Origin of the sequence: Streptomyces sp. NBC_00086, from assembly GCF_026343255.1 — a bacterium.
Classification (GTDB): Bacteria; Actinomycetota; Actinomycetes; order Streptomycetales; family Streptomycetaceae; genus Streptomyces.
Genome location: NZ_JAPELZ010000001.1, coordinates 4561676 through 4574969, shown reverse-complemented (window position 1 = coordinate 4574969; position 13294 = coordinate 4561676). Strand labels below are relative to the sequence as shown.

10 protein-coding genes are annotated in these 13294 nt (G+C 73.5%); 7 read left to right on the top strand and 3 right to left on the bottom strand.

Annotated elements, in window-relative coordinates; all coding sequences use genetic code 11:
- The first annotated feature begins 23 nt into the window (after positions 1-23).
- The 3 genes from OG276_RS20580 to OG276_RS20570 all read left to right on the top strand — a co-directional run bounded on the left by OG276_RS20580 (position 24) and on the right by OG276_RS20570 (position 2160).
- Complete coding sequence (locus tag OG276_RS20580; protein WP_266907567.1) at positions 24-221, top strand: hypothetical protein; 198 nt, start codon at positions 24-26, stop codon at positions 219-221.
- Between the two features lie 144 nt (positions 222-365).
- Entirely contained in the window at positions 366-1274 is a 909-nt protein-coding gene (locus tag OG276_RS20575) for a hypothetical protein (RefSeq protein ID WP_266907565.1), read from the top strand.
- A 43-nt stretch (positions 1275-1317) separates the two neighbouring features.
- Positions 1318-2160 carry a hypothetical protein gene (locus tag OG276_RS20570; RefSeq protein WP_266907563.1) on the top strand — a complete coding sequence of 281 codons (843 nt, stop codon included), beginning with the start codon at positions 1318-1320 and terminating at the stop codon, positions 2158-2160.
- Here OG276_RS20570 and OG276_RS20565 read toward each other — a convergent pair.
- Together OG276_RS20565 and OG276_RS20560 are read right to left on the bottom strand one after the other, a co-directional pair.
- Entirely contained in the window at positions 2121-3134 is a 1014-nt protein-coding gene (locus OG276_RS20565) for a DMT family transporter (protein ID WP_266907561.1), read from the bottom strand. The two genes, OG276_RS20570 and OG276_RS20565, sit on opposite strands and share 40 nt — an antisense overlap.
- A gap of 47 nt (positions 3135-3181) precedes the next feature.
- Positions 3182-6136: an FAD-binding and (Fe-S)-binding domain-containing protein gene (locus OG276_RS20560; RefSeq protein ID WP_266912961.1), complete on the bottom strand. Its 2955-nt coding sequence runs from the start codon at positions 6134-6136 to the stop codon at positions 3182-3184.
- 185 nt (positions 6137-6321) lie between these two features.
- Here OG276_RS20560 and serC point away from each other — a divergent pair, with 185 nt between their 5' ends.
- The 3 genes from serC (at position 6322) to OG276_RS20545 (ending at position 9300) form a co-directional block, all read left to right on the top strand.
- Positions 6322-7440, top strand: a complete 1119-nt coding sequence (gene serC, locus OG276_RS20555; protein WP_266907559.1) for a phosphoserine transaminase — start codon at positions 6322-6324, stop codon at positions 7438-7440.
- A 413-nt stretch (positions 7441-7853) separates the two neighbouring features.
- On the top strand, positions 7854-8663 hold the full coding sequence (locus OG276_RS20550; protein ID WP_266907557.1) for a hypothetical protein: 810 nt from the start codon (positions 7854-7856) through the stop codon (positions 8661-8663).
- Positions 8656-9300, top strand: a complete 645-nt coding sequence (locus tag OG276_RS20545; protein ID WP_266907554.1) for a class F sortase — start codon at positions 8656-8658, stop codon at positions 9298-9300. The genes OG276_RS20550 and OG276_RS20545 overlap by 8 nt, the downstream gene beginning before the upstream one ends.
- Positions 9301-9313: 13 nt before the next feature.
- Here OG276_RS20545 and OG276_RS20540 read toward each other — a convergent pair whose 3' ends face one another.
- Positions 9314-9898: a TerD family protein gene (locus tag OG276_RS20540; RefSeq protein ID WP_266907552.1), complete on the bottom strand. Its 585-nt coding sequence runs from the start codon at positions 9896-9898 to the stop codon at positions 9314-9316.
- A 177-nt stretch (positions 9899-10075) separates the two neighbouring features.
- On the opposite strand from OG276_RS20540, the gene OG276_RS20535 reads away from it, so the two are divergent.
- The gene (locus OG276_RS20535) at positions 10076-13243 is read left to right on the top strand and encodes a sacsin N-terminal ATP-binding-like domain-containing protein (RefSeq protein WP_266907550.1); all 3168 of its coding nucleotides are present in this window, start codon (positions 10076-10078) and stop codon (positions 13241-13243) included.
- Positions 13244-13294 lie beyond the last annotated feature (51 nt).

Below are 13294 nucleotides of genomic sequence, written 5' to 3'. Positions count from 1 at the left end.
CGGCCGGCTGGGATGCTCCGCGCATGACGACGCGTGGAATGTACTTCGCGACCGCCGCCCTGAGCGCCCTCGCGCTGGGCGTGGCCATGGCCAGCGGATGGGGCCAGGACTTCCCGGACGGGGAACAGCCGACCGGGACGTCCGGTGCGGCGCACGTCGAGGCGAACGTCCAGCATGCCGACGCGATCCCCCTGCCGGCCGGCGACGTCATCTGGAACTGACCGGCCCGGGCGTGGCCTGATCTCGCCCCACCCTTCCCCACGCAACGCCTCAAACCTCCCTGGAACAAAGGGAGTCGGTATAGCGTCATCGCCGACCACGACGGGCACGAGGTACGGGGTACCGGGCACGGGGGCTGGAGCGACATGAGTGTCGACGTTCGCTATCGGGTGGAACGGATCGCGCTTGCCCTGATGTCCACATCGGGCGTCGTGGTACTGATCGCGGACCTCTTGGGGTGGCTCGACGCGCTCGCACCCGGGGGCGCGCTCCCCAAGGTCACCCTGCTCATCCTGAGCACGGTCACCGTGTTCCTCCTGCTGGAGATCGACCGCCTGCGCAAGCTCGACGTGGTCGAGGCGCAGGTCACCCGGCTCGACGACACCCTGCGCACGCAGGTCGCCCGGCTCGACACCAGCTTCCAGGCGCAGCTCGCCAAGCTGGACATCGACACCGTCGCGCAGCAGCTCAAGCAGGAGAACTACCTCGGCGTGATCCGGGTGCACGCGGAGTTCCCCGACGTGCAGTTCAACGCGTTCGTGGAGGGCGCCACCCAGGAGGTGGCCATCCTGCAGACCTTCATCCCCAACCTGGCTCACCTCCAGCCGTCGCTGGAGAAGGCGCTGGTGGACCACGGTGTCCCGGTGCGGATCATGCTCCTGTACCCCTCCTCCCCCGTGGCGGGACTGCGCGACGAAGCGCTGCGTTCCGTACGGGACCCCGCGCTCGCCCTGGACGTCAAGGCCCGGGTGGAGATGTGCCTGGCCGGCCTCGCGGAGCTGCACCGCGCGGTCGGGCCGGCGGGACGCGCACTGCTCAGCGTGCGGGTGTACAACTCCCTGCCGTCCATCGCCGTACACAAGGCCGACGAGCACTTTCTGGTCAGTTCGTTCCTGCACCGCCAGCTCGCGGTCGACTCCGCCCAGACCGAGATCGACGGCAGCGACACCACGATGGGACGGCAGGTCCAGAAGGAGCTGGACACGTTGTGGGAGATCGGCCGCGACGTGGCCCTGGCCGACTGGCGCGAGTCGCTCAGAAACATCAGCTGGTGATCCGGATCCCGGTTCACCACCAGATCCACGGAAAGGTACGGCCATGCACGACTTGGGCGCTCCGGGCCGACGGGACGGGCTGCACGGGCAGGGCGAGGTGCACGGACCGAGCGAGCTGCACGAGCTGGACGGCTTCGAGAACGGGCTGATCGAGCGCTTCGAGGAGCATCCGGTCCTCGCGAACATCACCCGGCTGCCCGACGAGGACTTCACCGCGCTGCTGCTCCAGCGGCGCTTCGTATCGCTCGCGTTCACCCCGTCGTACGACCTGGCCATCGACCTGCTGCGCGACGAGGAGGGGCTGCGGATCGCGCGGATCATCCTGCGCGAGGAGTACCCGGGGGCCACGGGGCACACGCCCTCACACCGCGAGGACATGACGGAGGACCTGCGCCGGCTCGGAGTGTCCCGGGAGGCCCTGGTGGCGTCGAGGCCGACGGCCGCGACGCAGCGTGCCATCACCGGCACCCTCGAACTGATCGCGGACGCGGGCGGCCACGCCGACGCCGACCTGCGGCTGCTGACCTTCCTCCGCTTCTGGGGCGAGGTGCTGGTCTCCGTCGAGTACGGACGGCTGTGGGAGCGGATGGGGCCGCTGTTCACGAGCGAGGGCGGCGGCCGCAACCGTTCGCGCTTCTACCACCCGCACCTGGTGCACGACGCGAAGACGCATTCGCTCGCGACCGTGTCCATGCTGTCCGACACGCATTCCGACCGGCTGGCCGCCCGGGTGACCGACCTCCTCGGCCGAGCGGACGGGCCGGGCGGGACGGGCCGCGCAGCCGGTGCGGCCGGGTTCAGGGAGACCGAAGAGCGGGCGCTGCGGCTCAAGGCCGGCTTTTACGATCAGTTCCTGCCCGCACCGGACCCCTCGACGACGGCCTGAGACCCGGACGGCGGGCTCGGGCGGGTCTGCGAGCGGACCGCGCCCATGCTCGCGACGATGACCAGCGCGATCGCCGCCGCGTCGAGCGCGGACAGCGCCTGGTTCAGGATCAGGAACCCGGCCGTCGCGGCGATCGCGGGCTCCAGGCTCATCAGGATCGCGAAGGTCGGCGCCGGGAGCCTGCGCAGGGCGAGCAGTTCCAGCGTGTACGGCAGGACCGAGGACAGCAGCGCCACGCCGAGGCCCAGGAGCAGGGTGCTGGGGTGCAGCAGGGCCGAGCCGGCCTCGATCACACCGAGCGGCAGGGACAGTACGGCGGCCACGGCCATCGCCAGCGCCAGCCCGTCGGCCTGCGGGAACCGGCGGCCGGTCCGCGCGCTGAACACGATGTACGCCGCCCACATGCCGCCCGCCGCGAGGGCGAAGGCCACGCCCAGCGGGTCGAGCCCGCCGAGGCCGCCTCCGCCGTGGGTGGACAGCAGGACGACTCCGGCCAGCGCCAGCCCGGCCCACAGCAGGTTGAGCAGGCGGCGGGAGACGACGACGGAGAGCACCAGGGGGCCCAGCACCTCCAGGGTGACGGCGGGGCCGAGGGGGATGCGGTCGATGGCCTGGTAGATGAACCCGTTCATGCCGGCCATGGTCACGCCGAACCACACCACGGTCGACCAGTCGGAGCGGGAGTACCCGCGCACCTTGGGCCGGCAGACGAGCAGCAGCACCAGCGCGGCCGCGGCGAGCCGCAGCGTGACCACGCCGGCCGCGCCCGCCCGCGGCATGAGCATCACCGCGAGGGCGGCGCCGAACTGCACCGAGACGCCCGCGGTGACCACCAGGGCGACGGGGCCGAAGCGGGCCCGGAAGGAGCCGTCGGCGGGGGCGGTGGTGGTGGTCGCTCGCGAGGGCTCGGTGGGCGTGGCGGTGCTCGTGCTGGTGCTCGTGCTGGTGCTCGTGGGTGAGGAGGGTGCGGGCATTTATCCAGATTAGGGGGTCGGTAAGGAGCGTGCTTCCGTGTTTTGCCTTACACCTGGTGCACGTCCGGTTCCGGCAAGCCGTCCGCCAGGACCTCCGCCAGGTGGCGGGCCCGGCCGCCGGCCAGCTGCGCGATCTGGGTCCGGCAGGAGAACCCGTCCGCCAGCACCTCCGTGCCCGGAGCTGCCGCCCGCAGCGACGGCAGGAGCTGCTCCTCGGCGCAGGCCACGGACACCTCGTGGTGACCGGGCTCGAAGCCGAAGTTGCCCGCGAGGCCGCAGCAGCCGCCGCTCAGTTCCCCCGTCAGCCCGGCGCGCTCGCGCAGCCGGCGGTCGGGGTCGTCCCCGAGGACGGCGTGCTGGTGGCAGTGGGTCTGGCCGGCGACCGGCCGGTCGAGGCGGGGCGGCTGCCAGTGCGGGGCGTACTCCTCCAGGGTCTCGGCGAAGGTTCGGACGGCCGCTGCGAGACGGGTTGCGCGGGGGTCCTCCGGGAGGAGGGCGGGCAGATCGGTGCGCAGCGCTGCCGCGCAGCTCGGTTCGAGGACGGTGACGGGCCCCTGCGGGTCGCCTACGGCGTCCAGGGTGCGGCGCAGGACCCTGCGGGCGGTGTCGAGGCGGCCGGTGGAGAGGTAGGTCAGCCCGCAGCAGACCCGGCCCGCCTGGACGGTGGTCTCCAGGCCGGCGGCCCGCAACACCCGCAGGGCGGCGTGACCGGCCTCGGGCGCGAGGTACTCCGTGAACGTGTCCGGCCACACCGTCACGACGGCCCCGGCACCGGTCGCCCCGGGCGTGCCCTGCGGGCGGCCGTCCCCTACCCGCCCTTCCACCGTTCCCCGGGGCTGCGCCCCGGACCCCCTGGGGCTCCGCCCCAGACCCCGCGCCTCAAACGCCGGCGAGGCTGGATTTGGCCGGCCTCGGCCCGTACGTGAGCCTCCCGACGGGCCGGATTGCCCGGAGGGCGATCCCAGCCCCTCCGGCGTTTGAGGAGCGGGGGTCCGGGGGCTGGCCCCCGGCGACGGCGCCGCACCCGGGGACGGGTCCGGGCGGAGCCCGGGGAACGGTGGAAGGGCGGGTAGGGGACCCGGCCCCGCGGAGCGGACCGCTGCGCGCCACCCGCGGGTGAAGGGGGTCCGGGCCAGCCGGGGCAGGGGGCGGGACCGCTCCAGGCCGGGGACGCGGAGGAAGCGGGACACCAGGTTCAGGGGCCCCGCCAGCCGCAGGGTGGTGAGCAGGCGGAGGAGGGCCGGCAGCCCGCCCAGGGCGTAGTGGGACAGCGGGCGCAGCCGGCCCGCCCAGTGGTGGTGGAGGAACTCCGCCTTGTAGGAGGCCATGTCGACCCCCACCGGGCAGTCGCTGCGGCAGCCCTTGCAGCCGAGGCAGAGATCCAGCGCCTCGGCGACCTCCGCCGAACGCCAGCCGTCCCGGATGATCTCTCCGGCCAGCATCTCGTGCAGCAGCCGCGCCCGCCCCCGCGTGGAGTGGCGTTCCTCCCCCGTGGCCCGGTACGACGGGCACATCACCCCCGGCCCCCCGACCTCCGTCGACCGGCACTTCGCGACGCCGACGCACCGCGCCACCTCCCCCGCGAAGGGCAGGGACGCCGGGAGGGAAGAGAAGCGGAGGTTCTCGTCGAGGCGTGCCGGGCGGACCAGGATCCCGGGGTTCATGCCGCCCGCCGGGTCCCAGAGCCGCTTGCAGGACTCGAAGAGGTCGATCACCGAAGGCCCGTACATCCGCGGCAGCAGCTCCGCCCGCGCCTGCCCGTCCCCGTGCTCGCCGGACAGGGAGCCCCCGTGCGCGACCACCAGGTCGGCGAGGTCCGAGGAGAAGGCCCGGAAGCGGGCCACGCCCGGCGGCGTCACCAGGTCGAAGTCGATCCGCACGTGGACGCAGCCCTCGCCGAAGTGGCCGTACGGGGATCCGCGCAGCCCGTGCTCCGCCAGCAGGGCCCGGAATTCCCGCAGGTAGGCGCCGAGCCGGGCGGGCGGGACCGCGCAGTCCTCCCAGCCCGGCCAGGCCATGCTCCCGTCGGGCATCCGGGTGGCCGTGCCCGCCGCGTCCTCGCGGATCCGCCACAGGGCCCGCTGCGCCGCCGGGTCGGTGAGCAGCAGGCTGTCGACCGCGTCGGAGGCCCGGAGCAGGGCCCGGGCGGCGCTCTCGTCGCGCATCTCCGCGAACAGCCAGGCCCCGCCGCGGGGCAGCCCGGCGGCGGCCCCGCCCACGAGGTCGGCGGCCATCCCCTCCACGGTCAGCGGCCCGTACTCCAGCAGGCCCGCCGCGGCCTGCGCGGCCGCGCTCTCGTCGGCGTACCCGAGGACGGCCAGCGCCGGGGCGGCCGGCAGCTCCACGAGCCGTACGAGCGCCTCGGTGACCACCCCGAGGGTGCCCTCGGTCCCGCAGAACGCCCGGGCCACCTCCACGCCCCGCTCGGGGAGCAGCGCGTCCAGGGCCCCGTAGCCGGAGATCCGCCGCGAGAAGCCTCCCGCCATGCCGGTGCGCAGGACGGCCAGGTTCCCCGAGACCAGCTCCCGCAGCCCGCCGGGTGCGCCGTCCCAGCCGGTGCCGAGCCGGTAGGAGGCGCCGCCGTACGCCGTCACGGCGAGCTCGGCGACGTTGTCGGCGGTGGTTCCCCAGGCCACCGAGTGGGCGCCGCAGGCGTTGTTCCCGATCATCCCGCCGAGGGTGCAGCGGGAGTGCGTGGAGGGGTCCGGCCCAAAGGTCAGCCCGTGCGGGCGGGCCGCGTCCCGCAGCCGGTCGAGGACCAGGCCGGGCTGGACGACGGCGGTGCGGGCGGCCGGGTCCAGGGAGGTCAGGGCGTTCATGTGCCGGGTGAGGTCGAGCACGACGCCGACGCCCGTCGCCTGGCCCGCGATGGAGGTGCCGCCGCCGCGCGGAACGACGGGGACCCCGGCCGCCGCGCACACCGCGAGCGCGGCGGCCACGTCGTCGGCGTCGCGCGGGGCGACCACGCCGACCGGGACGCGGCGGTAGTTCGAGGCGTCCATGGTCGTCAGGGCGCGGGCGGCGGCGCCGAAGTCGACCTCTCCGCGCAGGTTCTTCCGCAATGTCCGTTCGAGTTCACCGGGTGACGTCACGGCGGACAGCCTCCCACCGGCTCCCGCGCGTCCGCGTCATCTCATCGGGTGGACGCGGCTCCAAGGCGTGGACCCGGACCCGATACGCTCGGCGTGTGGCCGAGATCCAGATTCCCGCTGACATCAAGCCCGCCGACGGACGCTTCGGCGCGGGCCCCTCCAAGGTGCGGACCGAGGCGCTGGACGCCCTCGCCGCCACCGGTACCTCCCTGCTCGGAACCTCCCACCGCCAGGCTCCGGTCAAGAACCTGGTCGGCTCCGTGCGCCAGGGCCTCCGGGACCTCTTCTCCCTCCCCGAGGGCTACGAGGTGATCCTGGGCAACGGCGGCTCCACCGCCTTCTGGGACATCGCGACCGCCGGTCTCATCGAGCGGAAGTCGCAGCACCTCACCTTCGGTGAGTTCTCCTCCAAGTTCGCCAGCGCCGCGAAGTCCGCTCCGTGGCTGGACGCCCCGTCGGTGATCTCCTCCGACCCGGGCACCCACCCGGACCCGGTGGCCGAGGCGGGCGTGGACGTGTACGCGTACACGCACAACGAGACCTCGACGGGTGTCGCGGCGCCGATCAAGCGCGTCGCGGGCGCCGACGCGGGTTCGCTCGTCCTGGTGGACGCGACCTCGGGCGCCGGCGGCCTGCCGGTGGACATCACCGAGACCGACGTCTACTACTTCGCCCCGCAGAAGTCCTTCGCCTCCGACGGCGGCCTGTGGCTGGCGGCGTTCTCCCCGGCGGCCCTGGAGCGCGCGGCCCGCGTGCACGCCTCCGGCCGGCACATCCCGGAGTTCTTCTCGCTGCCGACGGCGATCGACAACTCGCTGAAGAACCAGACGTACAACACCCCGGCGCTCTCCACCCTCTTCCTGCTGGACCAGCAGCTGGAGTGGATGAACAGCCAGGGCGGTCTGGAGTTCACGACCGGCCGTACGTCGGCCAGCGCGGCCCACCTGTACGGCTGGGCCGAGGCGTCGAAGTACGCCAGCCCCTTCGTCGCGGACTCCGCCAAGCGCTCGGCCGTCATCGGCACGATCGACTTCTCGGACGACATCGACGCGGCGGCGGTCGCCAAGGTGCTGCGCGCCAACGGCATCGTGGACACCGAGCCCTACCGCAAGCTCGGCCGCAACCAGCTCCGTATCGCGATGTTCCCGGCGATCGACCCGGCGGACGTGCAGGCGCTGACCGCGTGCGTGGACTACGTCATCGAGAACCTCTGACCGACCCGGTCAGGCACGGTCCACCCTGTCCGAACCGGTCCACCAGGACCGACACGCTCCGAAGCCCCCGGTGACACCTCGTCACCGGGGGCTTCGCGTTGTCCGGACCGCGATGGAGAGGCCCTGCGGCGGTCCTGAGGAGGTCCTGAGGCGGTCCTGAGGCAGTCCTGAACGATCCCTGAAGACCAAGGCCCTCCACCCGGCCCGGAACTCCGGGACCTTGGTCCCAAAAATCGGGGCAAAGAGGCCGCAAACGGAAGATCACCGCCCCCTCCGCCGCCTGCGGTTTTGTGCCCCGGGACCTTCGGCAGGGGCCTCTCCCGGCCCCTCGGAGGGGCGCAACCAACCACCCCAGGATGTCCCTCATGTCTGGTGTGCCGGGAACGAACCCCGGCCCGTTCAGGAGGAACCCCATGCGCAAGGCACTCACCCTCTCGGCCATCGCCCTCGCCTCGTCGATGGCCCTGGCAGCCCCCGCCGTCGCGTTCGCCGCCGACTCCGTTCCGACCGCGCACAGCAGCGCGAGCGCCGACGCCAAGACCGCCCCGGTGGCCCTGAAGCTCTCGCCCTCCTCCGGCAAGCCGGGCGACTCCGTCCAGATGTCGATGGAGGTCCCGGACGGCTCGACGAACCTGTCCATCTCCTCCAAGGCCCTGAACGACGTGAAGATGACCGACGGGCGCGGCGCCACCGCCACGATCGCCAAGGTCGCCGACGGCAACTACGGCATCTCCCTCACCGGAACGGGCCCCAAGGGCGAGAAGCTCCAGGCCACCGCGGAGATCACGGTCAAGGACGGCAAGCCCACCCCGAAGCCGACCCCCACCCCGGCCGACTCCACGCTGAGCCTGTCCCAGGACCACGGCAAGCCCGGCGACAAGATCCAGGTCACCATCAAGACGGCGGCCAACGAGAAGAGCGCGTTCGTCAAGTCCGACGCCTTCGGCGGCCAGGTCAACCTGAAGAGCAACGGCAAGGGCGTCTGGACCGGTACCGCGGTCGTCGCCAAGGACGTCAAGTCCGGCTACTACGGCGTCGAGGCCTACGCGGGCGGCAAGAAGTTCGACACCGTCAAGTTCTCCACCGACGCCACCGGCCCGGTCAACCCGAAGCCGAAGCCGACCCCGGTCGACCCGAGCCACCACAAGACCCCCAAGGGTTCCGTGAACACCGGCCAGGCCCCCCTCGGCTGGGTCCCCTCGGACGCCGCGAACCATGGCTGAGCAGTCCGCCCCTGAACGCGCCCCCCGCCGGAGCGGCCGCGCACTGCGCGTGGCCGCCCTGGCGGGCGCCTCGGCGCTCACGGTCTTCCTGATCTCTTCCTGCTCCTCCGGCGGCGACGCGGCCGGCGGCGCGGCCAAGAACGACGCGGCCGACGCCAAGTCCGCCTCGGTGCTGAGCCCCTCCGTCCCGGACCGCATCGTGATCCCGGACATCAAGGTCGATGCCCCGCTCGACACCGTCGGACTCGACGACCAGGGCGCCATGAAGGAGCCCGACTTCGCCAAGCCCATGGACGCGGCCTGGTACAAGGAGGGCCCGACCCCCGGGGAGAAGGGCGCGGCCGCCATCGTCGGGCACATGGACACGCCCCAGACCGCCGAGGCCGTCTTCTACAACCTCAAGAAGCTGAAGAAGGACGAGAAGATCGAGGTCCACCGCGACGACGGCTCCACCGCCGTCTTCGCCGTGGACGAGATCGACACGTTCAAGAAGGACCGGTTCCCGACCGACAAGGTCTACGGCGACACCCACGGCAAGGCCGAGCTCCGCATCATCACCTGCGGCGGCAACCTCACCAAGGACCGCCACTGGGACGCCAACGTCGTGGTGTTCGCCCACCTCGTCGGGCAGGAGTAGCCCCCTGACCGGGCTACTTCGCCACGGCGAAACGCATGAGGGCCTGCTCGTCGCCCGGCTTGATCTTCCCGGTCTCGTTGATGACGTGCAGCTTCCAGCCGGCCCCGTCCCGGACCGCCTTGGCCACGGCGCAGCCGTTGTCGCTCCCGAGCAGGCTCGGCCAGATGTCGGCGACCTGCTGGGTGCTGCCGCCCGTGCCGTCGTACACCTTGAAGCTGATGTTGCGGGCGCTCTGGAAGGAACTGCCCTTCTTGTACGCGGCGGCGACGAAGACGATGGACGTGACGTTGCCCGGTATCCGGGCGAACTCGACGGTCACCGTCTCGTCGTCGCCGTCGCCGTGGCCGGTCTGGTTGTCCCCGCTGTGGCGCAGCGAGCCGTTGCCCATGGGGTCCAGGGAGTCGAGACCCGCGAGGCGGACGGGGTCCGCGCCCTGCATGGCGATCGCGATCAGGTCCAGGTCGGTCCCGACCTTCCGCTTGAGCTTGCCCAACAGGCCGCCGCTGCTGCCCACGGTGGGGTCCCACGACACTCCGATGGACAGGTGGGTTACGCCGCCCAGGTCCGCGGGGCCGTCTTCCTTGGTGAGCGTGATCATGCGCAATCCTCACAAATAGCTGTGCGATACCGACTCCTGCAGTCTGCCTGAAGCCGGTTCGTTTGCGGAGCCGCTCGACGTACGCGATACCTTCGGGGCCTCGGCATCCGGTGTTCCGCGGATGCCGTACGGCGCGATACGGCGCGGTACAGCGCAGTACAGCTTGGAGGCAGCAGCGTGAGCGTGCGAGTGACGGCGGCCCAGGACGGCGTGGACCCCTTCGGCACGGCCCGGCTGCGGCGCGGGGTGCTCGACGCCTGGGGCGCCGGCCCGGCCCGCTTCCGCGAGGACGCCAACGCCGAGGAGGACCTGGCGCTCGGCGGCTACCGCGACCGGCTCGTCGTCGAACTCGCGCAGAACGCCGCCGACGCGGCCGCCCGCGCCGGGGTCCCCGGCCGGCTGCGGCTCACCCTGCACGCGGGCACCGACCAGCCCGACGGGCACGCGCTGCTCGCCGTCTCCAACACCGGCTCCCCGCTGGACGCCACCGGCGTGGAGTCCCTGTCCACACTGCGCGCCTCCGCCAAGCGCGACGACTCCTCCGGGAGCGTCGGCCGCTTCGGCGTCGGCTTCGCCGCCGTCCTGGCCGTCTCCGACGAGCCCGCCGTCCTCGGCCGGCACGGCGGTGTGCGCTGGTCCCTGGCCGAGGCCCGGGAGCTGGCCCGGGGAGCCTCCGTCGGCAGCTCCGGACTCGGCGAGGAACTGCGCCGCCGCGACGGCCACGTCCCGCTGCTGCGCCTCCCGTTGCCCGCCGAGGGAACCGCGCCCGAGGGCTACGACACCGTCGTGGTCCTCCCGCTGCGCGACGCCGCCGCCGAGGAGCTGGCCGGGCGGCTGCTCGCCGCCGTGGACGACGCCCTGCTGCTGACCCTGCCCGGGCTCGCCGAGGTCGTCGTGGACACACCGGCCGGGGGTGTGCGGACACTGACCCGCCGCGTCGAAGGCCCGTACACCGTCATCGCCGACTCCGCCTCGGACACCGCGTCCGGCCCCAGGCGCTGGCGTACCGTGCGCCACTCCGGTCCCATCGAGAAGGCGCTGCTCGCCGACCGCCCCGTCGAGGAACGGCTGCGGCCCGTCTGGGCGGTGTCCTGGTCCGTGCCCGTCGACGCCGAAGGCGCCCCGGTCCGCCCCGCGACCGCCCCCGTGGTGCACGCGCCGACCCCGACCGACGAACCCCTCGGCATCCCCGCGCTGCTCATCGCGACCCTGCCGCTGGACACCACCCGCCGGCACCCCGCGCCGGGGCCGCTGACCGACTTCCTCGTGGAGCGCGCGGCCGACGCGTACGCCGAACTGCTGGGCTCCTGGGACCCGGTGAGCACCGCGCTCGTGGACCTCGTACCCGGCCCGCTCGGCAAGGGCGAGCTCGACGGGGCCCTGCGCGCGGCCGTCATCGCGCGCCTGCCCCGTACGGCCTTCCTCGCACCGGCCGCACCGCCCGAGGAGCCGGCGGAGGGGGAGCCGCTGGAGCGGGCCGCCCTGCGCCCCTTCGAGGCCGAGGTGGTGGAGGGCGCGGGCGCCGACACCGTACGGGTCCTCGCGGAGGTGCTGCCGACCCTGCTCCCGGCCGGGCTGGAGCGCCGCCCCGAACTGCGCACCCTGGGCGTGGGCCGGCTGCCGCTGGGCGAGGCCATCGAGCGGATCGCGGGCATCGAGCGGACCCCGGAATGGTGGTACCGGCTCTACGACAGCCTCGCCGGGGTCGACCCGGAACGGCTCTCCGGCCTCCCCGTACCGCTGGCCGACGGCCGTACCGCGATCGGGCCCCGGCACCTGCTGCTGCCCGGCGCGGACGCCCCCCGGTCGGGCACCCCCCAGAGCCTGGCCCGGCTCGGCCTGAAGGTGGCCCACCCCGACGCGGTGCACCCGCTGCTGGAGAAGCTCGGCGCGCTCCCGGCGAGCCCGCGCGCCGTCCTGACCACCCCGCAGGTACGGGCGGCCGTCGCGGCCTCCCTGGACTCCGGGGAGATCTGGGACGAGGACGCCCTCGACCCCGAGGAACTCGCCGACATCGTCCTCGGCCTGGTCCGCGACGCCGAGCTCTCCCCCGGCGACGAGCCGTGGCTGGGCGCGCTCGCCCTGCCCGACGAGGACGGCGAGCCGACCCCGGCCGGCGAACTGCTGCTGCCCGGCTCCCCGCTGGCCTCCGTGGTCCGCGAGGACGAGATCCCGTACGTGGACGCCGAGTTGGTGGAACGCTGGGACGAGCGGACCCTCACCGCCGTGGGCGTCCTGGCCACCTTCCAGCTGGTCCGCGCCACCGACGTGGTCCTGGACCCCGACGAACTGGAGCCCCGCGACGGGGACTTCGCCGAGCCCGACGACGCCGGTCTGCTCGACGCCGTCGACGTGTGGTGCGAGGACCTCCTGGACCAGCTCCCCGACACCCCCGTGCCGCCGGTCGCCACCGAGCTGGTCGCCGTACGGGACCTCGACCTGGTCGACGACGACTGCTGGCCGCAGGCCCTGGCCATGCTGGCCCAGCCCCCGCTGCGCGACGCCCTGACCCAGCCCGTGCGGGTCCTGCTCCCGGACGGCACCACCCGCTCCGTGCGCTCGTACACCGCCTGGTGGCTGCGCGACCACCCCGTCCTGGACGGCCGCCGCCCGGCCGGCCTGCGCTCGGCGGGCGGCGACCCGCTGCTGGCCGGCCTCTACACCCCGGCGGACGCCACCGGCTTCGAGGACGAGCAGGTCCTGCGGGCCCTGGGCGTACGCACCACCGTGCCCGCCCTGCTGGAGGAGCCGGGCGGCGCCGCCGAGCTGCTGGGCCGCCTCGCCGACCCGGACCGGGAGGTCGGCGGACGCCAACTGCACGGCCTGTACGGGGCGCTGGCCGAGCTGGACCCCGAGCAGGTCACCCTGCCCGACGAGCTGCGCGCGGTCGTGGACGGCGAGGTGGTCGTGGTGGACGCGGCCGACGCGCTGATCGCGGACGCCCCGGACCTGCTCCCCCTCACGGCGGGCCTGCCGCTCCTCCCCGTCGCCCCGTCCCGGGCCGCCGACCTGGCGGAGCTGTTCCAGGTCCGGCGCCTCTCGGAGACCGTCCCGGCGGAGGTCACCACCGAGGGCGAGGAGCACGAGGTCCCCGAATCCGTGCACCAGCTCCTGGGCCCGGCCACCCCGAAGAGCTACGTGGAGCACGAGGAGCTCCAGGCGGGCGGCATCGAGCTCGACTGGCGCCGCACCCCGGACGGCACCCTGCACGCCTCCACCCTGGAGGGCGTCGCGGCGGCCCTCGCCTGGGCGGCGGGCCAGTGGCCGCGCCGCTTCGAGGTGGCGGCCCTCTTGGAGGACCCGTCGCGGACGGCGGAGCTGGCGCGGGACCGCTGGTTCGACTGAGAATTCCCCGGCCGTCCCCGTACAACCATCGGGGCCGCCCGTCGGTCCCCC

Excerpts from the sequence above, each read along its gene's own strand:
- OG276_RS20550 (WP_266907557.1), top strand. The coding sequence starts at position 7,854 with ATGCGCAAGGCACTCACCCTCTCGGCCATCGCCCTCGCCTCGTCGATG.
- OG276_RS20580 (WP_266907567.1), top strand. The coding sequence starts at position 24 with ATGACGACGCGTGGAATGTACTTCGCGACCGCCGCCCTGAGCGCCCTC.
- OG276_RS20575 (WP_266907565.1), top strand. The coding sequence starts at position 366 with ATGAGTGTCGACGTTCGCTATCGGGTGGAACGGATCGCGCTTGCCCTG.
- OG276_RS20545 (WP_266907554.1), top strand. The coding sequence starts at position 8,656 with ATGGCTGAGCAGTCCGCCCCTGAACGCGCCCCCCGCCGGAGCGGCCGC.
- OG276_RS20540 (WP_266907552.1), bottom strand. The coding sequence starts at position 9,898 with ATGATCACGCTCACCAAGGAAGACGGCCCCGCGGACCTGGGCGGCGTA.
- OG276_RS20560 (WP_266912961.1), bottom strand. The coding sequence starts at position 6,136 with ATGGACGCCTCGAACTACCGCCGCGTCCCGGTCGGCGTGGTCGCCCCG.
- OG276_RS20565 (WP_266907561.1), bottom strand. The coding sequence starts at position 3,134 with ATGCCCGCACCCTCCTCACCCACGAGCACCAGCACGAGCACCAGCACG.
- OG276_RS20570 (WP_266907563.1), top strand. The coding sequence starts at position 1,318 with ATGCACGACTTGGGCGCTCCGGGCCGACGGGACGGGCTGCACGGGCAG.